This window comes from Collinsella sp. AF20-14LB (assembly GCF_003459505.1).
In the GTDB taxonomy this organism is placed as follows: domain Bacteria; phylum Actinomycetota; class Coriobacteriia; order Coriobacteriales; family Coriobacteriaceae; genus Collinsella.
Map to the genome: position 1 here is coordinate 95,096 of NZ_QRWD01000003.1, position 26,890 is coordinate 121,985.

A 26,890-nucleotide genomic window follows, 5' to 3' on the forward strand; every position below is an offset into this window, starting at 1 on the left:
GGGCTCCTTTTGCGCTTATGCGCAGGCTAGCTTACTTTTTGCGGGCAAGCTCACCAATGTTGGCGATGCCGGAGAAAACGGCCTCGAAGCGGTTGAGCAGCTTAAGGCGATTATCGCGGAGCTGCTCGTCCTTGTCCATAACCATAACCTCGTCGAAGAAGCGGTCGATGGGCGCGCGCAGGGCGGCGAGAGCGGCAAACGCGGCAGGATAATCCTCGGCGGCAAGGGCGGCATCGACGGCGGTCTGAGCGGCCTCGGAGGCGTCGGCAAGCGCAAGCTCGACCTCGCCCATCAGGGCGCGATCGTACTCCGCGCCCAGCTCGGGCTTGGAGATATGCGCGGCTCGGGCGTAGGCGGTCGCCAGGTTGTCGAAGGTCTCGGCGTCGTTCTTGCGGGCCTCGTCGAGGGCGGCGCAGCGGGCGAAGAAGACCGACGGGGCAATGATGTGCACCGCGGAAACGGCGGCAACGGTGTCGGCCGGGATCTTCTCGTCGCGGGCCATGCTCACCAGACGGCCGTGGAAGAAGTCGCGAACCTGCTGGGCGACCTCGGCGGCGTCGAACTCAATGCCCTGCTCGCTATAGAGCTCGAGCGCAAAGTCGATGAGCGACGTGGGGTCGATCGGCAGACGGTCGCGCAGGATGTTGATGATGCCGATGGCGGCACGACGCAGCGCGTACGGGTCGGAAGAGCCGGTCGGGGGCTCGCCGATGGCAAAGATGCCGGCAATGGTATCGAGCTTGTCGGCGCAGGCCACGATGCAGCCAGCGGTGCCCTCGGGCAGCTCGTCGCCGGCAAAGCGGGGACGATAGTGATCGCGAATAGCATGAGCGACCTCTTCGTTCTCCCCCATCGCGATGGCGTAGTAACCGCCCATCACACCCTGCTGGCTCGTGAACTCGACGACGGCGTTGGACACCAGGTCGGCCTTGCACAGGTGAGCGGCGCGGCCGGCATCGGCAGCCAGGTGGGCACCCAGGTGAGCCTCACGGGTAATAGCGAGCGCGAGCTGCTCAATACGCTCGGACTTGGCGAGCACGCTGCCGAGCTTCTCCTGGAAGGCAACCTTGGCCAGGCGCTCACGGAACTCGTCGAGGGAGATCTTCAGATCCTCCTCGTAGAAGAACTTAGCGTCGTCCAGGCGGGCGCGCACGACGCGCTCGTTGCCGTCAATCACGCGCTCGGCGTTCTCGGGCTTGCTGTTGGAGACGACCACGAACTCACGCGTCAGCTTGCCCTCGCCGTCATAGATCGGGAAGTAGCGCTGGTTGGTGAGCATAGACTCGCAGATGATCTCGTGCGGGACCTTGAGGAACTCCTCGTCGAAGGTACCGACGAGCACCGTCGGCCACTCGCAGAGGTTAATGACCTCCTCAAAGACCTTCTTGGGCGTATCGACGTGACAGCCAGGACGGGCGGCCTCGACCTCGGCGATACCGGCAAGGATGGCCTCGCGACGGCGCTCGGCAGAAAGCACACCGGCGTCCTCGAGCACCTGCTCGTAAACAGCGGGGCTGGCGACCACATGGTCACCGGGGCCCAGGACGCGATGGCCGCGCGTGGTGTTGCCGCTCATCACGTCGGCAAATGAAACGGGCACGACGTCCTCGCCCAAAAGGCAGCAGATCCAGCGGACCGGACGCACGAACGTGGCATGCTCGTGGCCCCAGCGCTGACTACGGTAGTTAGGCCACTGCAGGCCGGCGATGGTCTTCTCGCACAGGGCCGTCAGGATCGGAGTAGCCGGAGCGGAAGGAATGTTCTTCTCGGCAAAGACGTACTCACGACCGTCGGTGTCCTCGCGACGGACCAGATCCTCGGCAGCCACACCGAACTTACGGGCGAAGCCCTGGGCGGCCTTGGTGGTGTTACCGTCCGCGTCGAAGGCAATGTTGGCCGCGGGGCCACGCTTGACCTCGTGAACCTCATCGGTCGCGGTGGCGACGTCGGCCACGAGTGCAGCCAAACGACGCGGACTCGAGATCACGCGGACCTCGCCGTGGGCCAGACCGGCCTCGTCGAGACCCTTGGCGATCATGGTGCCAAGCTGCTTGACGGCATTGTTCAGCGGTGCGGAGGGCATTTCCTCCGTACCGATCTCAAACAGGAAATCCTTAGCGTCTGCCATGGCTTACGCCACCTCGCCTTCCTGGTTGGCATTCTCGTTGACTCCGGCGACCTCGGCCATATAGGCCTCGCAGCACGCCTTGGCGACGGCGCGGACACGCAGGATGTAGTTGGCACGCTCGACCGCAGACAGAGCGCCGCGGGCATCGAGCAGATTGAAAGCGTGGCTGCACTTCATGACGCAGTCGTATGCGGGCAACGGCAGCTTGCGCTCCAGGCAGGAATGGCACTCGGCCTCGTAGTCGTCAAACTTCTGACGCATCATCTCGACGTTGGCGACCTCAAAGTTATAGGCACTGAATTCGCGCTCGTTCTCGAGGAACACGTCGCCGTAGGTCATGGGCGTGCCATCGGGCAGGTAGCTCCACACCAGATCGTAGACCGAGTTGACGCCCTGGGCGTACATGGCGATACGCTCCAGGCCATAGGTAATCTCGACGGGCACGGGGTCGACCTCGATACCGCCCACCTGCTGGAAGTACGTAAACTGCGTGACCTCCATGCCGTTGAGCCAGACCTCCCAGCCAAGGCCCCAGGCGCCCAGGGTCGGGCTCTCCCAGTCGTCCTCGACAAAGCGGACGTCATGGTCGTTGGGGTCCAGGCCAATGGCGGCCAGCGAACCCAGGTAGAGCTCCTGGGCGTTGACCGGCGACGGCTTGATGAGCACCTGGAACTGATAGTAGTGCTGCATGCGGTTAGGGTTCTCGCCGTAGCGGCCGTCGGCGGGACGGCGGCAAGGCTGCGCATAGCAGGTGCGCCACTCGGCGGGACCGAGCGAGCGCAGCGTGGTCGCGGTATGGAAGGTACCGGCACCGACCTCGGAGTCATAGGGCTGCATAATGACGCAGCCCTGCTCGCCCCAGTACTGCTGGAGGCGCAGGATGATGTCTTGGAAGGAAAGCGATGAAGCGTTCATGCCTCTAATATCCCCTCGTCGAAACGATTACACGGTTAGGTACTGTACTATAGCGGTTTTTAGTCGATAGCGCCGATGCGGTTGAGCGGCCAGTAGCGCACAAGCGCCACAGCGATCAAATCAGAGCGATCGACGGGACCAAAGTAGCGCGAGTCGGCAGAGTTTTCGCGGTTGTCGCCCATCACCCACACGCACCCGTCGGGAACGGTGTAGGGATAACTCACCTGGGCGCCAGGCGCTTGGACCGAAAGCGGCCAGCTCATGCCCGTCGTATAGTCCTCGTCGAGCGCCTGGCCGTCAACGACGACCTTGCCGTCCTGAAGGTCGACCGTCTGGCCGGCCGTGGCGATGACGCGCTTTACCAGCACGTCATGCTCGGATGTGGCATCGGGGTTGTGAAACACCACGATATCGCCCTGTTTGACGGGCTGTCCGAGTTCGAGCGTCACCTTCTGCGCCAGAATCTGATCGCCGATCTCGATCGTGTCCTCCATGGAACCGGTGGGCACTACAAAGGGCTCGACCACAAACGAGCGAATCAAGAAGGTGGCGACCAGTGCGATCGCGATGACCGCGATCCACTCAAAAGCGCCCCTCAACGCGGAATGTTGCGTAGGAACCATACTCACTCCTCGCTCTGCGAATACGAAGCGTCAAGGATCACCTGCGCGTAAGCGCGCTCCTCGGGCGTGAGCCGCGCCGTCTCGATCAAGTCCGGACGCCAGCGGCAGGTGCGCTCGATGGCGTTCTTGCGACGCCAGGCATCGACCTTGGCGTGATCGCCGCTCACAAGCACCGGAGGCACGCCCTCGCCGTTGAACTCGGCGGGGCGGGTGTACTGCGCGTACTCGAGCAGGCCTCCGTCCTCGGCGGTCGAGAACGACTCGTCGACGTTGCTCATCTCATCACCAAGGGCGCCGGGAATGAGGCGCACGACGGCATCGGCAACGACCATAGCGGGAAGTTCGCCGCCCGTAAGCACGTAGTCGCCGATCGACAGACGCTCATCGGCATACGCATACGCGCGCTCGTCGACGCCCTCGTAGCGGCTGCACACAAACAGCAGGCGCTCACTTTTGAGCAGGCGCTCGGCCACATGCTGCGTAAAGGGCTCGCCACAGGGAGTGAAGAACACAACCGTGGGCTTGGGACCCTCTGCGCTAATGGCCTCGATGGCCTCTGCGATAGGCTCGACCTTCATGAGCATGCCCTGCCCGCCGCCGTACGGCTCGTCATCGACGGTACGATGACGGTCGTGCGTCCAGTCGCGCAGGTTATACGCCTTAAAATCAAAAAGGCCGGCCTTACGGGCGCGGCCCAAAATCGATGTGGACATGACGGGCTCAAACATCTCGGGAAAGACCGAAAGGGTCTCAATCAGCATGTTGTCCTCCCTACTTGTCCATATCGATCAGGCCGTCCATAACGTGGACGGAAATTGTTCCTGTGTCGGGAAGATCGAGCACAACCTGCTCGATCACGGGAATCAGTACCTCGCCGTACCGATCGCCCTCGACAACCCAAACATCGTTGGCGGGCGTCGACATGATCTCGACAATCGTGCCGAGCGAACCGAAGCGCTCGTCGACCACCTCGCGGCCCATCAGGTCGGTATAGGCGGCGTCGAGCGAATCGAGCTCAAAGTCGTCACGATTTGCCAGCACATAGCATCCCGTGATGCCCTCGGCGGCCGTCAAGTCGTCAATACCCTCAAACGAGACCAGATCGCCATCGCCCGTATCGGTGACGGACACGACCGTGCAAAAGCGGTCGCGCTTGAGCGCCGGCGGCGTCAGGGCGACGCGCATACCCGGCTCTAATACAGAAGGAAGCCCCCGCAGCGGCTGCGCGAGGACCTCCCCCTTCCTTCCGTGCGGCTTGACCACACGGGCGATGTTTTTGTACTGGGACCTCAAGGTCCTAGCCCAGAACCTCTACCTCGACAGCAGTGTCGAGGCGAGCGGCCAGTGCACGGGCGAGCGTGCGAATGGCCTTGATGGTACGGCCACGACGGCCGATGACCTTAGCGACGTCATCCTCGGCGACCGAAACCTCGATCGTAGAGGCGTCGTCACCATCGATGACCTCAAGGCTCACGGAATCCGGGTCGTCGACGATCTGAACAACGAGATATTCGACGAGATCGGCGATGCGATCTGAGAGCATTGCCTCACCCTCGAGCTGTGCAGCGTCAACCTCAGGCACGATTTACTCCTCGGCGCCCTCAGCGGCCTCAGCGGCAGCCTTAGCGGCCTCGGCCTCTTTGGCGAGCTGCTTCTTGGACTTCTTGACGACGGTCTCGGTCTTCTCGCCCTCGTTGGCGGCCTTGACCAGAGCGGCGACGGCGTCGGTGAGCTGAGCGCCCTTGGACTGCCAGTCGGCGATCTTCTCGAGGTCGAGGTTGATGGTCTTGGGGGCGGTCATCGGGTTGTAGCGGCCAACCTCCTCGATGATACGACCGTCACGCGGGGCGCGGGAATCGGCGACGACGACACGGTAGTACGGACGCTTCTTAGCGCCGTGACGAGCAAGGCGAATCTTGACTGCCAAAGGAAACTCCTCCAACCAAGCAGCTTTAGGCTGCAACTACAAACAAACAGTTGAACATAATACGCCATCGACGCGGGCAGGTGAAGTCCGTGAGACCAACTTCTTCGGTGTAGTCGAGGGCAAATCCATATCTTAGACAAGAATTCGCGATTTGCAAGCACATCCACGCACCCCACATGAGCTGCGCGGTATACTCATGCCATGAAAAGACGCGAACATACATACGGTTATGAAGATGCTGCGGGCGTCACGCCGCCGCCCTGGACGGGGCCGGCGGTGGGCCTCATGGATCTCGATGCGTTTTTTGCGAGCGTGGAAATGCTCGACCATCCCGAGTGGCGCGGCAAGCCACTCATCGTGGGTGGCGATGCCGATTCCCGCGGCGTTGTGTCCACCTGCTCATACGAGGCGCGTCGCTTTGGCGTGCACTCCGCCATGCCCTCGGCCGAGGCACGGCGCCTCTGTCCGCAGGCCATTTGGACGCATGGGCACTTTGATCGCTACCGCGAGGTGAGCGCGCAGGTCATGGCGATTCTTGCCGAAGAGACGCCGCGCGTTGAGCGCGTATCCATCGACGAAGCCTTTATCGATATCACACCGGGTCGTTTTGCGCCCGAGGACCCGCTGCTGGTTGCACGGCGCATAAGCGACCGCGTGGCAGCGCTGGGAGTGACCTGTTCCATTGGCGTGGGCTGCAACAAGACGGTCGCAAAGATCGCAAGCGAGCGGGATAAGCCGTTTGGGCTGACCATCGTGCGCCCCGGAACCGAGCAGCGCTTTTTGGCCGCGCTGCCGGTATCTGCCATGAGCGGCATCGGGCGCTCGGCCGAGGAGCGACTGCGCCGCATGCGCATCTACACGCTCGGCGAGCTGTCACGCGCGCCGGAATCCACGCTAGCTGCAATTTTTGGCGTCAACGGCGAACGCATGCGCCAGCGTGCGCTGGGACTCGAAATCTCCGAAGTCACGAGTCTCGATGAAGGGCGCGAGGTCAAGTCGGTCAGCAATGAGCGCACCTTTGCGAAAGATTTGACTGAGCGTGGGGACATCGAAGCGGCGATTGCGCTGTTGGGAGAGTCGGTTGGACGCCGCCTGCGCCGTCAGGGACTGACGGGCGGCACGGTAACGCTCAAGCTTAAGTATTCGTATGGCAGCGGACGCACGGCGCAGCGGCGGCTTCCCCACCCCACCGACGATGAGAACATCTTCGTGGCGGTTGCACTCGAACTGCTCGACAACATCTGGCAGGAAGGAATGCACGTGCGCTTAGCAGGCATCGGCATGAGCGACTTCGACCACCAAGGCGGCATCCAAACCGACCTGTTCTGCGAGATCGATGACCGCGGAGCCCAATCCAGCGACCGCCGCGACCTCTCCGTCGCCATCGACGCCGTCCGAGACAAGTTCGGCGACACCGCGCTATCCTTCGGCCGCCAATCCCGCTTCAACGATTAACCGCCTTTGGGCAAAAAGAAAGCTGGGCAGGTACGGAAAACCGCAACTGCCCGGCAAAATGCGCGAGGCTAACTAAAAGCCCCGTATCAAATGAGCCACTAGAGGAGGTCGAGGGGGAGCTGGGGGGCGTCACCCCAGAGCTTTTCTAGACGGTAGAAGTCGCGGGCTTCGGGAGTGAAGACGTGAACGACGACCGAGCCGTAGTCCATGAGCATCCAGGTCTTCTGCTCGCGGCCCTCGATGGAGAACGGATGCTCGCCGCAAGCCGCGGCGACCTTCTCCTCGATCTCGTCGACGATAGAATCGACCTGGCGGTTGTTGGTACCGGTGGCAAGCACAAAGTAGTCGCACACGTCGGAAAGCTCGGTCAGGTCGAGCACCTGCACGTCCTCACCCTTCTTGTCGTAGGCGGCCTGCGCGGCAGCGCGGGCGACATCCTCGGCGGCGACACCGCTCGCGGACAGCGAGGCGGCGGTGCGGTCGGACGTGGCGGCGAAGCTCTTGTGCTCCACACCTTCAAGAATCTGCTCGTCAGTCATGGTCTCGTCGGCCATGGAATACCTCTTTCTAGACGCACCCGAGCTAGCGCAGCTGGGCGTAATGGTTGTAAATCGTAATAGCCGTGGGATAAAGATAACGCCCGGTCTGGATCACATAGACCAGACCCTGCGCAAAACAGGAGAAGAACAACTCGTCGAGCGAGGACTTCCCCACCATCTTGCGCAGCGCATGGGCATAGTCGCCGTGACGGTTGGGCTCGATGGCATCGGCCACAAAGACCACCATATCGAGCGGCGTCATGTCGCAAGCACCTACGGTGTGACGGTCGACAGCCTGGAAAACGGCCGGCGACAGCTCGGGAAAAAGCTGCGGAAGCTCATAGGCGGCAACAGGGCCATGCAAAAGCGGCGTCGCAGCGGAAGGAGAGCCGGCAATCTTAATGCCGTAATGCAGGGCGCGCGTGACCAGCTCGTCGTCGGGGAGCACTTTGTCCCAGTCATGGATCAGGCCGGCGGCAGCGGCATCAAAGCGGTCGACACCGTAGACCTCGGCCAGGTGCAGCGCAGTCTCGGCAACCCCGAGCGAATGAACGTAGCGTTTACGTTTATCCTTCATGCGCACATCGAGCAACTCGTGGATACGCGTCAATAGCGCGCGCTCGTCGCCCTCAAACTGGTCTTCTACCGACAACGTTCTCCCCCATCAATCAAAATCATCTTGCCCAAGATCGGCATACAGGCCGCGTTTACGGATATAGCCGAGCACGGACTCGCTCGTAAGATAGCGCACGCTCATGCCGCGGGCAACCCGCTTGCGAATATTGGTCGAGCTAATCGCCAGCGCCGGAATCTGAATATAGCGCACGTCGAATGGCAGGCCCGATTCCTTAATCCGCGCCCGGGCCGTATCGATGTCAAAACCGGGACGTGTCGCAGCAATGAAGGTCGCCAGTTCGGCAATCTCATCAGCATTGTGCCAGGTCACGATATCGATAATCGCGTCGGCGCCCGTAATAAAGTAGAGCTTTACCTGCGGCGGGTAAAAGTCGCGAAGGGCATGAAGCGTATCGGCCGTGTAGGTTACGCCCGGACGGTCGATCTCGAACCGGCTCGCCAAAAAGGCCGGGTTCGCGGCGGTGGCGAGGACCGTCATGGCATAACGGTCCTCGGCAGGCGTCACCGGCTTGTCAAGCTTAAAAGCAGGAGAGCCCGCCGGCATAAAGAGCACAGCGTCCAAGTCGAGCGACTCGCGCGCCTGCTCGGCAGTCACCAGGTGTCCGTAATGGATGGGATCAAAGGTGCCGCCCATAATGCCAAGCCGAAACTCCTGCCCATCCTCTAGAGGAAGCTCGGGCAAACCGATTCCACCGCGCAGCGACATGGCTTACTCGCCCTCCGGGGTCTCGGCATCGTCCGCGGCACCCGCCGCATCGACAACCTCGACGCCCTCATCCGCAGCATCGGCCACGTCAATGGCCTCAACGGCAGCGTCCTCGCCAGCGTCCTCGAGCTCCTCGTACTCAGAGAAGTCCTCAGCGCCCTCAAAGTCAAAGGCACGCTGGCAAATGCGGACCTCGTCGCCCGCACGGCAACCGGCCTTCTCGAGCGCGTCGTCAACACCCATACGCGCAAACTTGTGCTGCAGGTAAATGACGGCTTCCTCGTTTTCCCAGTCGGTCTGGATGACCATGCGCTCGATGGCACGACCGACCACGCGGAAGGCACCGGGCTCTTCCTGAACAATGCGGAAACGCTTCTCGCGCTGCAGACGGCGGCGCTCCCACTCCTCGTCGCGCAGATCGACCGGCTCAGCGGAGACCGCCAACTCGGCACGCAGCTTAGCCACCTGCTCGCCCACGGCAAGCATCAGCGTGTTGAGGCCGGCGCCCGTCACGGCGGACACGGCAAAGAACATATGTCCATCGTCGAGCGCGGCGCGCTTGAGGTCGGCAATCTTGTCGGCCGTGCCCGGCGCATCGCACTTGTTGGCAACGACGATCTGCGGGCGCTCCGAGAGCTCTGCGCCATACTGCTCGAGCTCGCGGTTGATGATGTGGTAATCCTCGACCGGATCGCGATCCTCAAAACCACCCGTCATGTCGACGACATGCATGATCAGGGCCGTACGCTCAATGTGGCGCAGGAACTGGTGACCCAGGCCCTTGCCCTCACTCGCGCCCTCGATAAGACCCGGAACATCGGCGACAACATAAGAGTACTCGCCGGCACGCACCATGCCCAAGTTGGGCACAAGCGTGGTAAACGGATAGTCGGCGATCTTGGGACGGGCGGCACTCATGCGCGCGATAAGCGAGGACTTGCCCACCGAGGGGAAGCCCACGAGTGCGGCATCGGCCATAAGCTTCATCTCAAGCTCAATCCAGTGCTCCTCGGCCGGTTCGCCCAGCTGAGCGAACGCGGGCGCGCGGCGCACCGACGTCACAAAGTGCGTGTTGCCCAGGCCACCGGCACCGCCGGGCGCCACGACAACGCGCTCGCCATCGTGCACCAGGTCAGCAATCTCGAACATCGGGGTCTGCGTCTCGGGGTCGAGCTCGCGCACCACGGTGCCCATGGGAACCTTCAGGATCAGGTCCTCGCCGCTCTTGCCGTTACGACGGGCACCCTGCCCGTGCGTGCCGCGTTCGGCGCGGAAGTGATGCTTAAAGCGGTAATCGATCAGCGAAGACAGCTGAGCATCGGCCTGGATGACGACATTGCCGCCACGACCGCCGTCGCCGCCATCGGGGCCGCCCTTGGGAACAAATGCCTCGCGCCTAAACGACATGCATCCGGCTCCGCCGTCGCCGCCGCACACGTTAATGCGGCTGATATCGGTGAACTGTGACAACAGAATCGCCTCCTACAAAAAAGAGGGAGACCCTTGAATCCTAAAACTCAAGTGCCTCCCACATATGTGCTCTATGAAGGGTGAATTACGCGTTCGCGAGCGGGCGTACGCTGACCCTGTGCTTGATACCCTTGTGGAACTCAACGGTACCGTCGACCAGCGCGAACAGCGTATCGTCCTTGCCACGGCCAACGTTCTCACCCGGATGGATGTGCGTGCCGTGCTGACGGACGAGAATCGTGCCCGTGGTTACCGTCTGGCCGGCATAGCGCTTCGTGCCAAGGCGCTGACCGCGGGAGTCACGGCCATTACGGGAGGAACCGAGTCCTTTTTTGTGTGCCATTGTGTATACCTACTCTTTCGTTACGAGTGTAATCTACTCGGCGACGGGAGCCTCGGCGACAGCCTCAGCCTCTGCCTTGACAGCCTTCTTGGCGCGGGAGGTAGCCTGAACCTTCACGATCTTCAGCTTGGTGAGCTGCTGACGGTGACCCTTCAGACGACGATAGCGCTTGCGCTTGTGGAACTTGAAGACCAGCTGCTTCTCGCCCTTGAACTGCTCAACGATCTGAGCGGTAACCTTGGCCTTGGCCAGCTTGTCGGGATCGGTGACGATCTTCTTACCATCGTTGAGGAAGATGACCGGCAGGGTGACCTTGTCGCCCTCATTGCCCTCGATCTTCTCGACGGTGATGACATCGTCGGTGGCGACCTTGTACTGCTTGCCGCCCGTGTTAACGATTGCGTACATGTTTACTTGCCCTTCATGCATCAGTTAGTGCAACAGCCGAATATAGTAGCAGGCGATAATACCCCCGTCAACGAGTATGTGGAGCAAATCCACAAGTTCGCACAGGTATGGGGCTGACGAGTCGGCCCTCGTCGTCCTCGCATGCTTGATTCTGACGCTCGACATCGTAGGAGCAGATGGTCACGAGGTCTTGCATACCGGTGGAAACAATAGGTGCATCCACGCCCGGGGTCAAGCCCTGCAACAAAACATCAGCAGCGGAAAGCAAAATTTCCGGACGCATGGAGCCCTCGTTGTCGGCATGGGTGTCGAGCATGAGCACCAAATGGTCCAGGCACTCCCCCGCCGTAAGCTCATAGCCCACGAGCGTGTGATCCAAATCCAAGCGCTTGCTCTTTTTGCCACGCGCGTAGTCGATGCCATGGTCCGCGCGCAGCGTGTCGATCGCACGACGCACCTCATCGGCGCTTACGGGCGTCTCGGGATCCAAGTGCAGGTCGATGCGATACGACAGGCGCGTGAGCTGCGCCGTCAACGCCGGCGTGCGCACGTCGATGTACGCCGCCTCGATGGGGGCCAGATCGGCCGGAGACGCCGCAGACAGGCGCTCAAACGCCTCGTCGAGCGCCACGAACTCGGTCATAAACAGGTCATACCACTCGCAGGTCGACGACGTACCCACCGGTAGCGCCGAAGAGAAGCCCACACGCATGTGCGGAGAAAAGCCCTGCGTGACGGCATAGGGAAGTCCCGCACGGCGCACGATGCGCTCTATGGTATGGATTACTTCGAGATGGCCCAGGTACTTAAGGCGATCGCGCTTGCCATAGCGAACACGAAGCCTAAAGAGCGTGGGGTTGTCGGTCAGGCGCTCACTCATGCGCGATCACCCATCAATACATTCTTGGCGTGGAGCGTGGGGCAGATTCCGCAGCCGGTGCACGACGTGCGGGTGCAGTCGGGAGTCGTGACGCCCTCGAGCGAGCGACGGTACTCGCGCTCGAGGAAGCCGCGCGTGCAGCCGGGGCTCACGTGCTCCCACGGCAGGCGCCAGTCCAACTCGTAGGGCAGGTGCACAAGCTCATTGAGGTCGATGCCGTTTTTGGCAGCAGCCTCCTTCCAGTTATCGAGCGAGAAATGCTCTACCCAGGCGTCAAAGCGAGAGCCCGCACGCCAAGCATCGATGATGACAGGCGTCATGTCACGACCGGCGCGGGACAGCGCGGCCTCGATGAGCGAGGTCTCGGCATCGTGGTAATGCACGCGGACGGCACGGTTGCGAACGCTCGTGATAAGCAGCTTCTGGCGACGCTTGACGTCGTCGTAATCGAGCTGCGGGCACCACTGGAAAGGTGTGGCAGCCTTGGGGATAAAGACCGAAACCGAGATGGACACCGAAATCGAGCCACGACGAGCCTTGGGCACCACGGAACGACCGAGCTCCAGCACGTGATCGGCCAGATTGGCGATGGCCACGATGTCCTCGTCGCGCTCGCCGGGAAGGCCCATCATAAAGTAGAGCTTCATGCGGTTCCAGCCGGCCTCGAAGGCCGCCTTGGCCGCACGGTCCAGGTCCTCCTCGGTCACGTTCTTGTTAATGATGTCGCGCATGCGCTGACTGCCGGCCTCGGGCGCGAACGTCAGGCCGCCCTTCTTTTCGCCGGCGACCGACTCGGCCATATCCACGCCAAACGAATCCAGGCGCTGCGACGGAATGGACACGCGAATACCCGTATCCTCCAGGCGACGGTTGAGCCTGCCGAGCACGTCGCGAATGCAGGAGTGGTCGGTCGTGGAGAGCGAGGTCAGCGACACCTCGTCATAGCCGGTCTTTTCCAGACCCTGAATCACCGACGAGACGATCTGGTCGGCCGAGCGCTCGCGCACCGGGCGGTACGTCATGCCTGCCTGGCAAAAACGACAGCCGCGGGCGCAGCCGCGCAGGATCTCGATAGACAGGCGATCGTGAACCAGCTGCGCATAGGGTACGCACGACTGCGACAGCGGATTGGTGGCACCAAAGTCCTCGACGACGCGCTTGTAGACCACGGTCGGCGCATCCTTACCTTCACGCGGCACGGTGTAGCCATGCGGCGAACAGGGCTCGTCGTGACGAACCTCATAGAGCGACGGCACGTAGTTGCCGGCAATGGATGCAAGCTGCTCAACAATCTGTGCGCGCGGGACCCCTTCGTCGCGCAGGCGACGATGCAGCTGGCAGGTCTCGAGCAGCGACTCCTCGCCCTCGCCGATGAGGATGGCATCGAAGAAGGCCGCGTACGGCTCGGGGTTATACACCGAGGGACCACCGGCGATGATAATGGGGTCGTCCTCGGTACGGTCGGCCGCTAACAGCGGAATGCCAGCGAGGTCGAGTGCCTCGAGGAAGTTCGTCACCGCCATCTCGTGCGGCACATGCAGACCGACGATATCAAACGAAGCGACCGGCGCTGCACCCTCGAGCGAGAGCAGCGGAATGCCTGCCTCGCGCATGCCGTCACCCATATCGGGCCACGGCACATAGCCGCGTTCGCAGGAGATGCCCTCGGCCTGGTTAAGAATGTTGTAGAGGATGGCGATGCCCTGGTTGGGCAGACCAACCTCGTATACGTCCGGATAGATCAGGCAGCAACGGTAGTCGGCATCGGCCTTGGAAAGCGTGCCCCACTCGTGATCGATATAGCGGCTCGGTTTCTCGACCTTGGCGAGCAGCGGCTCAATTAAATGAAAACAGTCTTGGTATGCAACGCGCAACGGAAAACCCCTAAGCTGCGAGATCGGATGCGTCCTGGTAGGACGCGATAGGACGGGTAGCGCCCGCGACGGTGGTCACCAGATCGCGAACACGGGAGAACGTGGAAGTGACCACCTCGTTGGCACGGCTGTAGTCGACATCGCGCTCGTAGAGCGAAACGAGCGCACGGCCCATGCCGTAGGTGCCCGCGGCAGCAGTGAGCGCCTTGACGGCAAACCCAATATGCGGCGTCTGCTTGACGAGCACGCGGGTGACCGCGCGGATCACAAGACCGCCGGCAAGCACGCCCGCGACCTCGTAGCCGCGCTCAGGCTTAATGCCGCGCCCAAAGACGGCAGCGAGCTCAAAGAGCATGCCCACCTGCGCCAGCGCCATAACGGGATAATCGGCGCCCGGCAAAAACACCAGCGCACCGGTCGCCATATTGGTAAGCGCGCACGAGGTGATAATACGATTGGCCGCCGCGATGCGCATGAAGGCAAAGTTCGCCGCAAAAGCCGTTTCCTTGTCGGTGCGATCGAGAATCCAGCGGGCAAGCGTCTCGAGCAGATACGTCTTATCGGTTGCCGCTACCACGCCGAGCATGGGCGTGGACTCCTCGATAAACGGCACCTCCACAGCAGACTCGGCAAGCACGCATACGGGCGCGCCGGCGATCACGAGCTCCTGCACGGCACTCTCCAAGCGGTCGGAACCACACGAGAGCACCAGCACCACATCGGTATCGGTCTTTGGAGCAATTCGCTCCTCCCCCAGACGTTCGACGCGCACAATGCCCGAGGTCATCTGCGGCACAAAGGCGTCACGCACCGTCTCGGCCAGAAAGCGCGAGGCGGACGAATCCAGATAGACCGAGACGCGCACCGGCGTATCGGAATCCTTCTTAACGGACGCGCCCATCTTAAAAGCGCGGGTCAGCTTATCTACGGGAATTTTCATAGCAAACCCCTCCAGCGGTTACGCGGCGCCCGAACGATGCCGCCATATGGATTGTACGATACCCACCGTCAGCAGCTGAATCATCATCGAAGACGAACCAAAGCTAATAAACGGTAGCGGAATACCAGTAATCGGCATCATGCCGATGCACATGCCGATGTTTTCAAAGGTCTGGAACGTCCACATGCCAACGATGCCCACACACGAAAGACGCAAAAACAGCGACTCACACTTAAAGGCGACGCGAATCGTCGAAAAGATGAGCAGTACGTACAAGCACAGCAGCAAAAAGGAGCCGCAGAAGCCAAAGGTCTCGGACAGGAAGGCGAAGACGAAGTCGGTATGGAACTCGGGTAGGAAGCCGCCGGCCGACTGCGTCGCATGCCCCAGGCCCTTACCAAAGAAACCGCCCGAGCCGACCGCGATCAACGACTGCTGCAGATTGTACGCATCGTCCGAATCGGCATTATCGGGGTCGATAAAGACCGTCAGACGGTTCATCTGATACTGCTTGATGAGCACATCGTGGCCGAGCAGCGAATCAAAGACCGAATCGAGCGCCAAGATGAGCGCAATCAAACCAACCAGCAGGGCCAAGGTCGACAGCACCCATTCGCCGCGTGCACCGCTCATGCAGATGACGATGGCGCCCGAAACCAGCACGACCAGGCCCGAGCCCAGGTCGCCCATGGCAACGACGGCCAAAAACGGAATGGACAGCATGCCGCAGAGCTTGACGTAGTCGCGAGCGGTATCGATGCGACCGTTATACTGCGAGCCAAGCGTAGCAATAAAGAAGATGGTGATGAGCTTGGCAAGCTCAACCGGCTGGAATGTCAAGCCGATACCGGGAATCTTGATCCAGCCCGTCATGCCCAGACCGCCCGTATAGGACAGACCCGGAATCTTGGGCGAAAAGATCACGATCAGGTCGATGACGAGCAACGCCGTCGAGAAATTGGAAATACCGCGCAGATCGGTACGCCAGACCAGCACCGCCAGCACCGCTCCGATGCCAATTCCCAGCAGATGGCGTGAGAACGAGGCATCGGCCTTAAACTGCGAAGCCGACCAGATGATGATGGCACCGTAGGCAACGAGCGCCACAGTAGCCACGAGCACACCGATATGCACCTTTTGGCGAAACGTGCCGCGCGAGGCCGAAAGTTGCTTGTTGACGCGGTCCAGGCTGCTGCGAGAGCCGGTCTTGGTTGAACGGAACAGATCCGCCGGAGAAAAATCCATCGCAACCTCCTATCGAACCGAAGAATCGCCCGAGGCCGAAGAGGTATCGGGCTCGTCATAAATCACGCCGAGCACGTCGCGCACGACATGCATCGCGGTATCTGAGCCGCCGCCGCCCTGCTCCAGGACAGTAGCAATGACATACTTGGGATCATCGGCCGGTGCATAGGCGCAGAACCACGCGTATTCGTCCTCGCCGCTTTTCTCGCCCGTGCCCGACTTGCCGTATACCTGCGGCGTCAGGGTGCCAAAGTGCGCCGCCAGGGACGTTGATGCCGTGTAAATCACGTCGTGCATGCCGTTGCGAACTAGAGCCAAATCCGAATCGCTGTTGATCTTGGCCTCCAGGCGCTTCTTCTTGCCCTTGCCGTTGTACTTATAGGCATCGCCGTCGCCATCGCGCGACACGGCAGATAAAAACACGTGAGGCACGTACTGTTTACCGCCGTTGGCAAGACCCATATAGGCGCACGCCATCTGCAGGGGCGTCACCAGGATGTCGCCCTGGCCGATGGCAATGTTGGTCATATCGCCGGCATTCCACTTGCGGTCCTCGGCAGATGCGTCGGTGAAGTACGACTCTTTCCACTCGGCATCGGGAATACGGCCCGCGCCCTCACTCGGCAGATCGATACCGCAGGTCTTGCCTAGGCCCCAGCGACGAAAGACCTCCTGCAGGCCCTCGGAATGTTTCTCGTCATAAAAGAACGCCTTGCCCATGTCGTAGAAGACGGGGTCGCACGAGTTGGCGATACCCGACTGCAGCGTCATGGTGCCGTGGCCGGAATGCAGCCAGCAGTACTTGCCCCACGACTTGCCCAGACCCGTCCAATAGCCCGTGCAGTTGGTCGTCTGCCCCGACGTGTAGGTTCCAAACTCAAGACCGGCCAGTGCCGAGAGCGGCTTGATGGTCGAAGCCGACATGTACTGTCCGCTAATGGCGCGGTTGAGCAGCGGGTGCGAACCCTCGTCATCGTTGAGCTCAGTCCACACATCGTTGGAGATGCCGCCGATAAACACCGACGGATCGAACTTGGGCTCGCTCGCCATGCCCAGAATCTCACCATTGTTGGGATCGAGGCACACCACGGCGCCGTTGCCGGCGTTACTGTGGCCCGTGGTCTTGGCAAGCTCGATAGCACTCGACAGCGCCGTCTCACAGGCCTGTTGGATTTTAAGGTCGAGCGTGAGTTTAATGTCGGAGCCGGCCTTCGCGGGCACGGCGCCAGCCTGACCGGTCACATTGCCCGAGGCATCGACCTTGACGGTCTGCTCGCCACGAATACCCTGCAGCAGGTTTTCGTAGTAGCTCTCAACGCCCGCTTGGCCCACGATATCGCCCGACTGGTACGTAATCTTGCCAGCAGAAGCATCATCATCGCCAGAGGTTTTCTTATTCTGAGCCTCGAGCTGCTCGGAGGTAATGGTGCCGGTATAGCCCAAGATATGGCATGCCGTCTCGCCATATGGATACTGGCGCTCGGTACGCTCGGCAATCTTGACACCCGGGAACTCGCCGGCATGCTCCTGAATATAGGCAACCGTGGAACGACGGACGTCCGTCGCGATGGTATGCAGGCTCTGAGCGCCCTCTGTATTGTCCTGAATATTGCGAAGGACCGCCACGTAAGGCATTCCAAGCACGTTGGCAAGATGGCGAACCAGAACCTCATCCTCCGCAAGGTCGCGGTAGGCCACGACAGCAAGTGAGGGACGGTTCTGGACAAGCGCCACGCCATTGCGGTCGAGGATGCGGCCGCGCACAGCGGGTGTGGTAACGGTGCGCGTCTGATTGCTATTAGCCTGCTTTTCGTAATAGTCCGACGAGACCATCTGCATGCCCCACAGCTTGACGGCAAGCGCCGCGAACATCGCGCCCACACCCGTGGTGAGGATGGAGAAGCGGCCCTTAAAGGCGGTCGCCGCGGTATTGCCCTCGCCCTCGGTGGCGCGCGGGGCCGTTCCATGCTGCGTATCGTAGGTAAAACGAGAATCGCCGCGACGCATGATGACCAGTGCGACCACGATGGCCACAACCAGCACGATACCGGCGATAATAACCGTCATCTGGGAAGACATCTACGAGCCTCCCCTATTTGAGCTTACGGGTCTTGGGCTTAAAGCGCATGCCCGTCTGGCGTCCGCCACGTGCGGAGAATCCATAACCGGACTGCGGCACGACGCCGGACATCAAAAACGGAATGGCAACCAGACCCGTCAGGATCGAAGACGGCAGTGCATGGCCGAAGATCGCCACGACAAAGCTCGTCTCCAAACCCATAAACAGCAAGATGATGCTGTAGATCACATTAATGACGAACGCGAAGGCGCCCACCGTGATGCCGCGCGCACTCGGGGTACCGCCCGTCTGACCGGCAGCGCTATGCACCAGGGCAAAAGAACCCACGGTCAGCAGGAGCGACATAACGCCCACCGGCACGGCAGCGGAAAGGTCATAGAACAAGCCGCTGCAAAAACCGCACACGACGGCACGGGTCGGGTCGCCCGAGAACACGCTTAGGCACACCAGGATAATCATAAAGTTGACGCGACCGCCCGCAATGGAGATCTGCGGTGCCAGGCCTGCCTGCAACAGCACGCACACGATGGCGGCGATTACAAACGTGCGGGAGCTCATCCCCTGCTCATGTAGATCCATGGACATGCCCCCTATTCGCTCGAGCCGGAATCGGTCGTCTCGGACGTGTCGGAACTGTCATCCGGGCTCTCGTCCTTCGTCTTGGTCGCAGCATCGCGCGACGTTCCCTGCGGCGTGCCGTTGGCCGTGTTCACGTCCTCATCCGAGGCCGACTGTTCGTCGGTCAGCGAGGTAATGACCAGCACTTCCTCGTTGTTCTCGGCCGTCGTCTGGGCGCGCACCACAATGGTGTAGTACACGTCGTTTGCCGATTTCTCAACCGACGAGACGGTGCCGAGCGGAAGGCCCTTGGGGAACACGCCACCGATGCCAGAAGTAACGATGATGTCGCCAACCTTAACATCGGAGTCGACGCTCACGTACTCAAGACGCAGCGTGCCGTCAGCCTGACCCTGCAGCATACCCTGGGCGCGCGTGTCCTGCACCATGGCGGATACGCCGGAGTTCTCGTCGCCAATCAGGCGCACGGTAGAGGTCTTGGCCGATACCTCGATAATCTGGCCGATAACACCGGCAGAACTCGTCACGGGCATGTTGATGGTAAGCCCGTCGGCAGAGCCCTTGTCGATGGTAACGGTCGAGGTCCAGGCATCGCCGGAGGCACCAACGATACGAGCAGCGGTCGATTTGAGGTTATAGGTCGACTGCAGGCCGACCAGCCCCTCCAGACGCTCGGCGGTCTTTTGAGCCTCGGAGAGCTCAGCAACCTTAGAGGTCAGTTCCTCGTTTTGCTTCTTAAGCTCGTCAAGCGTGTCCTGCGACGCCGTAAGGTTAGAGAACACGTTACCGATCGCATTGAAGGGAGCCGCCACAGCCGAGCCCACAAAGCGCACCGGCGAGGTAATCGTCGTCACGCCCGAGCGCACGGCATGAATCGGTCCTGCCTCGCCCTCGCGGATGTAAAACGTGAGCAGCAACACCGAAATCAGGCTGAAAACAATCAACGGGCGCATACCCGTTGATTGTCGCTTGGTATTCAGATTTGTGGAGAAACCCGAAGATCGTGCCAAATGGAATCCACCTTTTGGAAATTAAGCATTGGTCTGGACGAAGCCGCCATCAAACGCATTGGCCTCGAGCACGCGGGCACAGCCGTTAACGACGTTATCGAGCGCCGTGGGGCTGACGTTGACCGAAACGCCGGTCTCATCGCGCAGGCGCACGTCGAGACCGCGCAGCAGCGCGCCGCCACCGGTCAGCAAAATGCCGTAGTACATAAGGTCCGAGGCAAGATCGGGAGGCGTAGCGTCGAGTGCGTCCTTGACGGCCTTGGCCATCTCGTCGAGCGGCTTGTTGAGCGCGCGACGAATCTCCTCGCTCTCGATGCGCACGGTCTTGGGCAGACCGGTAATCACGTCGCGGCCGTTGACCTCGACGTCGAGCTCGTCCTTAAGCGGCACGGCGGAGCCGACCTTGATCTTGATGTCCTCTGCCGTACGCTCGCCGATGGCCAGGTTGTAGGCATCACGAACGTGCGTGAGGATGGCCTGATCGAACTCGTCGCCGGCAATACGGATGGACTGCGAGACGACGATGCCGCCCATAGCGATAACGGCAACCTCGGTGGTACCGCCGCCGATGTCGATGACCATGGAGCCGGTGGGTTCCTCGACGGGCAGGTCGGCGCCGATAGCGGCTGCCATAGGCTCTTCGATCAGATAGGCCTGGCGGGCACCGGCCTGGATCGTGGCCTCAAAGACAGCGCGCTTCTCGACCGACGTGACACCGGAGGGAACGCAGACGACGACACGCGGACGCGGAGTCCACGGATAGCGCTTCTCGGACGCCTTGTCGATAAAGTAGCGAAGCATGGCCTCGGTAACATCGAAGTCGGCGATGACGCCGTCCTTCAGGGGACGAACGGCCACGATGTTGCCGGGCGTACGGCCGAGCATGCGCTTTGCCTCGATACCGACCGCCAAGATGCGCTCGTCGTTCTTGTCGATGGCGACAACAGAGGGCTCGCGAATGACGATGCCCTTGCCGCGCACGGAGACAAGCGTATTTGCGGTGCCGAGGTCGATGGCAAGATCGCCCGCATAGCTACCGAAGAACATATCCATCAAAGAAAACAACGCAACTCCTGATGTGTTGGATGATTGCTGGAAAACTACTAGCCCATCATACTAGCGCAAGCCCGGCACCTCACTTGCGGTGAAGCGCCGGGCAAAGCTAAATCCCATAAGGTCACTACTGGTTGTCAGCAGCCGAGAAATCCATATCGAGCGAAGAAACGGCCCAGCCGATATGGTTGTCGGAGCGCACGAATTTGACGGTGTACTCCTGCTCGCCGCCCTTGGACAGCGATGCCTTCACCTTGGCGGTCGTCTCGGTCATGGACTGATCCATGCCCTCGACGGACACGGTGGCACCCTGCGGAATCGAGGAGATGATCATCGACTTAGCGTCCTCGGACAGGCTCGAGGCCAGGCAAGACTCGGCCTTTGCGGCGTCACCGTCGCCGGCAGCCTGGAACAGATCGGTAACGACAGACTCCTGAGACGGGAAGCCAAAGCCGCGCGTGTAGGCAAAGCCCAGACCGCCCGCGGCGATCAAAATAAGCAGAAGCAGCACGATGAAGACTTTGAGACCCGTATGGCGATGGCGACGACGGACCTTGGCCTGCTTACGATCCTGACGGTCCTGCTGGACCATCTCGGACTCGGACAGCGTAAAGAAGCCGGTGTCCGAGGGATCAGGCATAAACTGACCGGTCGCGCCCGTAGGATCGAGCGGATCGACGGCAGGAGCGTCCATCGCGGGCGCCGGAGCCGTGGCCATAGCCGTCTGGGCAGACAGCGCGGCAAGCGAATCCTGCACGCGGGCAAGCTCATCGGCCTGCTCGGAGGTGAGCTGGTAGATGCCATCGGCAGTAGCGGCATTAAAGGCGTCGAGTGCGTCGGAGGGACGGCCGGCGGCAGAAAGCGCCTGACCCATGCCGGCGTTGAGCGCACGCGTGTCGTCGCGGGGGCCGGCAAAGTCGATAGCCGTGCGGTAAGTCTCCACGGCATCCGCCGGACGGCCGAGCTTAATGAAGCAACGACCGAGCTCGCCGAGTGCGGCGGCAGGAGCCGGATTGGCGCCGTCGATGGCAGCCTGACGGAAGGCGGTTCCCGCGTTGGCATAGTCGCCCGACTGGAACAGCGCATTGCCCAGGCCCAGATAGGCCTTGAACGGCGTGGCATAGGAAGCATCCTGCGTAGCGGCAGAGAAAGCCTGAGCGGCCGTCGTGTAGTCGCCCACGGCGGCGAGCGCCTTGCCGCGGTTGGTGAGCAGCGCGCCGCGCTTGCCGTAGGTACCGTCGTTGAGGGCGGCGGCATAGGCCTCGGCGGCCTCGGCATACATGCCCAGGTGCATCAAGGCGTTGCCACGAAGGTGATCGGCCTCGCCCATAATCTCATCGGGAGTCTTTGCCGCCCCAAGCATCTGGGCTGCAGCGGAAAAATCACCCGCGCGGTAAGCGGCGCGGCCCTGTTGGATCAGCTGGCTATTCAAGGAAGTCCCCTTTACTCGTGAACGATCTCGACATGGACGATCTCGTCGCCGGCACGCAGCTGCGAAATCACATCGAGACCCTCGACCGTGGTACCAAAGACGGTGTAACCGGAATCGAGGTTATGCTGGGCACCCAGGCAGAAGTAGAACTGCGAACCCGCGGAATCGGGGTCCATGGAGCGTGCCATGGCAAGGGCGCCATCGACATGGCTGTTGCGCGGATTGGTGGCAAACTCGCCCTTGATGCAGTAGCCGGGGCCACCGGTACCGGGCATACCGTCGGGGCCTTCAAGACCGGCAGCGACGTCGGCGCCGGACATGTCGCGGGTATTGGGGTCGCCGCCCTGGATAACAAAACCGGGCACATAGCGATGGAACTTAAGGCCATCATAGAAGCCCATCGTGGAAAGCTCGCAGAAGTTCGCGACATGAATGGGAGCGCCCTCGCCGTCAAACTTGACCTTGATGGCACCCTTCGACGTCTCGATTACGGCGCACTCGTCGCCGACAAGCTGATACTCGGGCGTGTAGAGCTCTTTCTTAAAACCAAACATGTGGTTCCTTCCTCGTGCGTTTAAAGCATATTTGTACGAATTGTAGCAATAAGCACGGGTTTACATCAATTGCGCACGTAGGTTATGCCGACTATGGCGAACTAATTTTAGGAACGCTGCTGCGGCTTCCAGGAACCCACATTGGCATCGTACTGGTTCAGCGCGCTGTTGCCGCCCTGCGCGATGGGCGCCAGGATCTCGCTTTGGTGGGAACTCATCGACTCGCCATCGGGAATGGCCAGCGAGATATCCCAGCTCTGGCAGATCACGTCGACGCGCTCATACATCCACTCGACAAGCTGCTTTAAGTGGGCGATGTCATCCGCATAGACCGTATCGTCCTGTACTTTCAGGTTGTTGAGCTCATCTTGCGTCTTTTTGATCTGGTCGCGCAGGGCGTAGGCACTCTGCGACAGCTCCTGACGGGTGGACAGCGGCGTTCGGAGATAACCGTTGTTAAAGGAATCGATGACCTCGCCGATCTGGTCCTCGTCAGCGTAGGACACGATGGTCTGATACAGACCGTCGAGCCTGGTATAGAGCTGATCATCGGTGAGCACGGTTTCTTCCTGAACCACCTCGGCAGAATCGCCCTGCTTGGTATCGTCCTCAGTCGCCTCGCCCTTTTGACGCGTGGGGAAGGTGGTTTGTGCAGCTTGGCCAAACTGGTCGTAGAAGCCAGGCATAACACCCATGGGATCGGTCGTCACGAACCAATAGGCACCACCGCACACGACGGCAAGGACCGCGATGATAATGAGCGGCTTGGGAATATGACGCTTATGCTTGTGATAGGCGTCCTCGTCGGGGTGCACCTTGCGCTTGGGTTTTTGAGCATCGTCATGCAGGGAAACGGGCGTGGGAATATCGACCTTGGGGATACCGAAATCCTTATCGAAAGCTGGCAGCACGCAGGTCTCATTGGGGTCGGCGGCGTCCGAAAGCACCGCAGCGGCAGAGGCCGGCGCATGCGGCACCTCGGTATCGATCTGCTCTTGCGTTAGGCGCGGAAAGCCCGCCGTGCGGCCCGCTGCCAGGTCGGATGCTGCCGCATCCTCGGAGAGGATACCCGGAGCGGGGCGTCCGCATTTGGGGCACGTACGATCATGCGGAGAAAGACGAGCACCGCAGCCCTCACAGAACACGAACTCGGTGTGCTCGGGACCATCGCCCGGACCCACATAGGCGTTGCAGTAGGGGCAGAACGAGGCGCCGTCCTCGATAGTCTTAAGGCAATGCGGGCAGATCACGGCATCCTCTTTTCGAAGCAATTCAAATAATCGAGGTTAGAGCATAACATCGCCACGGCCCCACAGGAGCAAGGCACCAATTCAACATCGCCAGGGCGCGTAGTTACTTCTTCTTTTTGCTCGGCATCGAGACTTTGATGCCTTGGGCGGACTTGGTTACGCGAGAGCGCTTGGCTCCGCTACCCTTCTTTTTCTTGGGCTGGGCCTGGGCCACGCCCTCGAGTGCGCGGGCCTCGGCCTCGCGAGCGGTGCGATCTTCGCGGCGCTGCGCCATGTCGGCGGCGACGCGCTTGGCAAAACGCTCGGCCGTCGAACCCGTCGAGCTCACCTTGCCGCCACCGCGACCCAGGTGGACGCGCACACCGCGGCCAAAACCAGTTGCGGCATGACGACGACGCGGCTTGAGCGAATCCATCATCGTGGCGAGCTTAAAGAACACCGAGCAGGTAAAGACCACGATGACAGCCAAGATTACCATCTGGCCCATCGACAGGTTGGCAATAGACAGCAGCTCCGGGAATCCGATAACGCCCACCAGGATGCCGGCGACAACAAACACGAAGAGCACCACACGTAAGGGCGTGAGAGGCTGCGAGATGCGCCAGATCAGGCTGACGCTCGCCGCGCACGACGTAAGCAGGCACATCGTAGACAGCGTGAGCTGGCTAAAGCCAAACACGCGCGCCACAAAGATATCGAGCGCCGCGGCCAAAATGACCGCAATCGACGCCGGCAGTGCCCGCTTGAGCACGTTCGTCAGGAACGACCCCTTCACGCGAGCATTGTTGGGCTCCAGGCCCAACACAAAGCCCGGCGCGCCGATGCAGAAGAAGTTGATGAGCGTCATCTGAATCGGCTCGAAAGGGTACGGCGGCAGCGCGATGCACAGCGCCGCCAGGCCCATCGAGAACAGCGTCTTAGTCAGGAACAGCGAAGCCGAACGCTGCAGGTTGTTGATGGAGCGACGGCCCTCGGCCACCACGGCGGGCATCGAGGCAAAGTCGTTGTCGACGAGCACGATCTCGGCCACGTTACGCGCGGCATCGGAGCCGGCCGCCATGGCCACGGAGCAGTCGGCCTCCTTGAGCGCCAGCACGTCGTTGACGCCGTCGCCTGTCATGGCCACGGTGTGCTCGCGGCGCTTGAGCGCCTGCACGAGCTCGCGCTTCTGCTGCGGGGTCACACGACCAAAGACATGGTAGCGGTCCACTGCGGCATCGAGCTTGGCCGGCGTATCGAGCGTCGTGGCGTCCACATAAGCGTCCGCCCCCGGCACGCCCACCACGCGCGCGATCGACGACACCGTACGCGGGTCGTCGCCACTGATCACGTTGAGCGTCACGCCCTGCTCGTTAAAGTAGCCGATGGTCTCGGCCGCCGAGGTACGAATCTCGTCGCGGATGGTCACAAAGCCCACGGGCTCGGCCTCGCCCACCATATCGCCATCGGGGGTAAAGCCGTCCACGCGCGCCACCACGAGCACGCGGCAGGTATCGGCAAGCTCGGCGACACGGTTCTCGACCTGGGCAAACGCACGATCAGAGAGCACAAACTGCGCCGCACCCATCACATAGGAGCCCTGTGCAAACGACGCGCCGCTCCACTTTTTGGAAGACGAGAACGGAATGACCGACAGCGGCTCGGACACCTCGACCGGACGGTCGGCGTAATAGTTGAGCAGCGCCTGACAGGTCTCGTTGGCATCGGCCGAAGTCGCACGCGCCACGTTAGCCAGAGCAAAATCGAGCACCGTGGTATCGACGGGAACGGCGGCGTCGCCCTCCCCCGCACCCATACCCTCGACCGGCAGCGGATACGTACCCTCGACCTCCATGCGACCCGACGTGATGGTGCCCGTCTTGTCCAGGCACAGCACGTCGACGCGAGCGAGCGTCTCGATGCAGTAAAGCTGCTGCGCCAGCACCTTGCGGCGGGCCAGGCGCACCGTGGCGATGGCGAGCACCGACGAGGTCAGAAGCACCAGGCCTTGCGGGATCATGCCCAGCAGGGCGCCCACCGTGGACAGCAGCGCCGACGAAGGCACACGACCGGCCAGCAGCTCGGAGAAACACCACGAAAGCGCGCTATCGCCCGGGGTTCCGGCGGCATCCCACAGCTCGCTCACACTCGAGGCAAACAACGCCAAACCGAGCGGGATCATGATGATGCTCGCAAAGCGCACGATGGCGTTAAGCGCGTTCATGATCTCGGAATTGACCTTTTTGACGTACTTGGCCTCGTTATTAATTTTGGCCACGTAGTTGTCGGCGCCGACATGGATCACGCGGGCGCGCAGCAGGCCCGAGTCGATAAAGCTGCCGCTCATGAGCTCGGAACCGGGCTGTTTCTTAATAAGGTCGCTCTCGCCCGTCAGCAGGCTCTCGTTCACGAGCGCCTCGCCCGAAACCACCACGGCGTCAGCGGGAATCTGGTCGCCACGCCCCAGGCGGATGATGTCGTCGAGCACGATCTGATCCAGGTCGAGCTCAACCTCGGAGCCGTCGCGCACCGCGATGGCCTTCTTGGAGGTCAGCAGCGTGAGCTTATCGACCATCTTCTTGGAACGCATGGACTGAATGACGCCAATAGCGGTATTGAGGAACACCACGAACAGGAACGTCAGATTCTTAAACGAACCGGTCAAAATGACCAGGAACGCCAAGATCACGTTGATCAAATTGAACAGCGTGCAGAGGTTCTCGATGATGAGCTCTTTGACCGACTTGGTCTTGAGCTCCATGTTGCGGTTGATCTTACCGGCGGCGATGCGCTCCTCGACCTCGGCGGTCGAGAGTCCGCGCTCGATATCCGTTGCTGCCATACCACGTCCCATCACGTCGCGT

Annotated in this window: 26 protein-coding genes; 1 reads left to right on the top strand and 25 read right to left on the bottom strand. The window is 61.3% G+C overall.

Features of this window, described 5'->3' with window-relative positions; translation table 11 throughout:
- Positions 1-31: 31 nt before the first annotated feature.
- Genes glyS through rpsP form a run of 7 tightly spaced genes read right to left on the bottom strand, consistent with a single transcriptional unit; the run spans position 32 to position 5,593 of the window.
- Positions 32-2,128 carry a glycine--tRNA ligase subunit beta gene (gene glyS / locus DWX63_RS02430; protein WP_117842702.1) on the bottom strand — a complete coding sequence of 699 codons (2,097 nt, stop codon included), beginning with the start codon at positions 2,126-2,128 and terminating at the stop codon, positions 32-34.
- A gap of 3 nt (positions 2,129-2,131) precedes the next feature.
- Positions 2,132-3,043, bottom strand: coding sequence for a glycine--tRNA ligase subunit alpha (locus DWX63_RS02435; RefSeq protein WP_117654830.1), 912 nt, complete (start codon positions 3,041-3,043; stop codon positions 2,132-2,134).
- A 59-nt stretch (positions 3,044-3,102) separates the two neighbouring features.
- A complete protein-coding gene (gene lepB, locus DWX63_RS02440; protein WP_089573451.1) occupies positions 3,103-3,666 on the bottom strand; it encodes a signal peptidase I in 564 nt (187 codons plus the stop codon).
- Between the two features lie 2 nt (positions 3,667-3,668).
- Entirely contained in the window at positions 3,669-4,427 is a 759-nt protein-coding gene (gene trmD / locus DWX63_RS02445; protein WP_089573450.1) for a tRNA (guanosine(37)-N1)-methyltransferase TrmD, read from the bottom strand.
- Between the two features lie 10 nt (positions 4,428-4,437).
- Entirely contained in the window at positions 4,438-4,929 is a 492-nt protein-coding gene (gene rimM, locus DWX63_RS02450; RefSeq protein WP_226812527.1) for a ribosome maturation factor RimM, read from the bottom strand.
- Between the two features lie 34 nt (positions 4,930-4,963).
- A complete protein-coding gene (locus DWX63_RS02455; RefSeq protein WP_171021534.1) occupies positions 4,964-5,209 on the bottom strand; it encodes a KH domain-containing protein in 246 nt (81 codons plus the stop codon).
- A 42-nt stretch (positions 5,210-5,251) separates the two neighbouring features.
- On the bottom strand, positions 5,252-5,593 hold the full coding sequence (rpsP, locus tag DWX63_RS02460) for a 30S ribosomal protein S16 (RefSeq protein ID WP_022094749.1): 342 nt from the start codon (positions 5,591-5,593) through the stop codon (positions 5,252-5,254).
- Between the two features lie 201 nt (positions 5,594-5,794).
- Here rpsP and dinB point away from each other — a divergent pair, with 201 nt between their 5' ends.
- Positions 5,795-7,048, top strand: a complete 1,254-nt coding sequence (dinB, locus tag DWX63_RS02465; RefSeq protein WP_117842703.1) for a DNA polymerase IV — start codon at positions 5,795-5,797, stop codon at positions 7,046-7,048.
- Positions 7,049-7,146: 98 nt separating this feature from the next.
- Here the strand turns inward: dinB and rsfS are convergent, their stop codons facing one another.
- The 18 genes from rsfS to DWX63_RS02555 form a co-directional block, all read right to left on the bottom strand.
- On the bottom strand, positions 7,147-7,602 hold the full coding sequence (gene rsfS, locus DWX63_RS02470; RefSeq protein ID WP_117842704.1) for a ribosome silencing factor: 456 nt from the start codon (positions 7,600-7,602) through the stop codon (positions 7,147-7,149).
- A gap of 28 nt (positions 7,603-7,630) precedes the next feature.
- Positions 7,631-8,164 carry a bis(5'-nucleosyl)-tetraphosphatase (symmetrical) YqeK gene (yqeK, locus tag DWX63_RS02475; protein ID WP_199411072.1) on the bottom strand — a complete coding sequence of 178 codons (534 nt, stop codon included), beginning with the start codon at positions 8,162-8,164 and terminating at the stop codon, positions 7,631-7,633.
- A gap of 87 nt (positions 8,165-8,251) precedes the next feature.
- Positions 8,252-8,929: a nicotinate-nucleotide adenylyltransferase gene (gene nadD, locus DWX63_RS02480; RefSeq protein ID WP_117842706.1), complete on the bottom strand. Its 678-nt coding sequence runs from the start codon at positions 8,927-8,929 to the stop codon at positions 8,252-8,254.
- 3 nt (positions 8,930-8,932) lie between these two features.
- Positions 8,933-10,399 carry a GTPase ObgE gene (obgE, locus tag DWX63_RS02485; protein WP_199411069.1) on the bottom strand — a complete coding sequence of 489 codons (1,467 nt, stop codon included), beginning with the start codon at positions 10,397-10,399 and terminating at the stop codon, positions 8,933-8,935.
- A gap of 85 nt (positions 10,400-10,484) precedes the next feature.
- On the bottom strand, positions 10,485-10,742 hold the full coding sequence (rpmA, locus tag DWX63_RS02490) for a 50S ribosomal protein L27 (protein WP_006236075.1): 258 nt from the start codon (positions 10,740-10,742) through the stop codon (positions 10,485-10,487).
- A gap of 33 nt (positions 10,743-10,775) precedes the next feature.
- Positions 10,776-11,150 carry a 50S ribosomal protein L21 gene (gene rplU, locus DWX63_RS02495; protein WP_035138585.1) on the bottom strand — a complete coding sequence of 125 codons (375 nt, stop codon included), beginning with the start codon at positions 11,148-11,150 and terminating at the stop codon, positions 10,776-10,778.
- Between the two features lie 67 nt (positions 11,151-11,217).
- On the bottom strand, positions 11,218-12,030 hold the full coding sequence (locus DWX63_RS02500) for a TIGR03936 family radical SAM-associated protein (RefSeq protein WP_117842708.1): 813 nt from the start codon (positions 12,028-12,030) through the stop codon (positions 11,218-11,220).
- Positions 12,027-13,904 carry a TIGR03960 family B12-binding radical SAM protein gene (locus DWX63_RS02505; protein WP_117842709.1) on the bottom strand — a complete coding sequence of 626 codons (1,878 nt, stop codon included), beginning with the start codon at positions 13,902-13,904 and terminating at the stop codon, positions 12,027-12,029. The genes DWX63_RS02500 and DWX63_RS02505 overlap by 4 nt, the downstream gene beginning before the upstream one ends.
- 10 nt (positions 13,905-13,914) lie before the next feature.
- Positions 13,915-14,844, bottom strand: coding sequence for a YcjF family protein (locus tag DWX63_RS02510; protein ID WP_117842710.1), 930 nt, complete (start codon positions 14,842-14,844; stop codon positions 13,915-13,917).
- 18 nt (positions 14,845-14,862) lie between these two features.
- Positions 14,863-16,089 carry an FtsW/RodA/SpoVE family cell cycle protein gene (locus DWX63_RS02515; protein WP_117842711.1) on the bottom strand — a complete coding sequence of 409 codons (1,227 nt, stop codon included), beginning with the start codon at positions 16,087-16,089 and terminating at the stop codon, positions 14,863-14,865.
- A 9-nt stretch (positions 16,090-16,098) separates the two neighbouring features.
- Positions 16,099-18,168: a penicillin-binding protein 2 gene (mrdA, locus tag DWX63_RS02520; protein ID WP_117842712.1), complete on the bottom strand. Its 2,070-nt coding sequence runs from the start codon at positions 18,166-18,168 to the stop codon at positions 16,099-16,101.
- A 13-nt stretch (positions 18,169-18,181) separates the two neighbouring features.
- Positions 18,182-18,748 carry a hypothetical protein gene (locus DWX63_RS02525; RefSeq protein ID WP_117646379.1) on the bottom strand — a complete coding sequence of 189 codons (567 nt, stop codon included), beginning with the start codon at positions 18,746-18,748 and terminating at the stop codon, positions 18,182-18,184.
- 11 nt (positions 18,749-18,759) lie between these two features.
- Positions 18,760-19,701, bottom strand: a complete 942-nt coding sequence (mreC, locus tag DWX63_RS02530; RefSeq protein ID WP_117639955.1) for a rod shape-determining protein MreC — start codon at positions 19,699-19,701, stop codon at positions 18,760-18,762.
- Positions 19,702-19,779: 78 nt separating this feature from the next.
- Positions 19,780-20,811 (bottom strand): rod shape-determining protein, encoded by a 1,032-nt coding sequence (locus DWX63_RS02535; RefSeq protein WP_006236061.1) that lies wholly within the window; start codon positions 20,809-20,811, stop codon positions 19,780-19,782.
- 127 nt (positions 20,812-20,938) lie between these two features.
- Positions 20,939-22,243, bottom strand: a complete 1,305-nt coding sequence (locus DWX63_RS02540) for a tetratricopeptide repeat protein (protein WP_233502548.1) — start codon at positions 22,241-22,243, stop codon at positions 20,939-20,941.
- Positions 22,244-22,254: 11 nt separating this feature from the next.
- Positions 22,255-22,797, bottom strand: a complete 543-nt coding sequence (locus DWX63_RS02545; protein WP_117842713.1) for a peptidylprolyl isomerase — start codon at positions 22,795-22,797, stop codon at positions 22,255-22,257.
- A gap of 107 nt (positions 22,798-22,904) precedes the next feature.
- Positions 22,905-24,047 (bottom strand): zinc ribbon domain-containing protein, encoded by a 1,143-nt coding sequence (locus DWX63_RS02550; protein WP_158559593.1) that lies wholly within the window; start codon positions 24,045-24,047, stop codon positions 22,905-22,907.
- Between the two features lie 103 nt (positions 24,048-24,150).
- Positions 24,151-26,868: an HAD-IC family P-type ATPase gene (locus DWX63_RS02555; protein WP_117842715.1), complete on the bottom strand. Its 2,718-nt coding sequence runs from the start codon at positions 26,866-26,868 to the stop codon at positions 24,151-24,153.
- Positions 26,869-26,890: the final 22 nt, after the last annotated feature.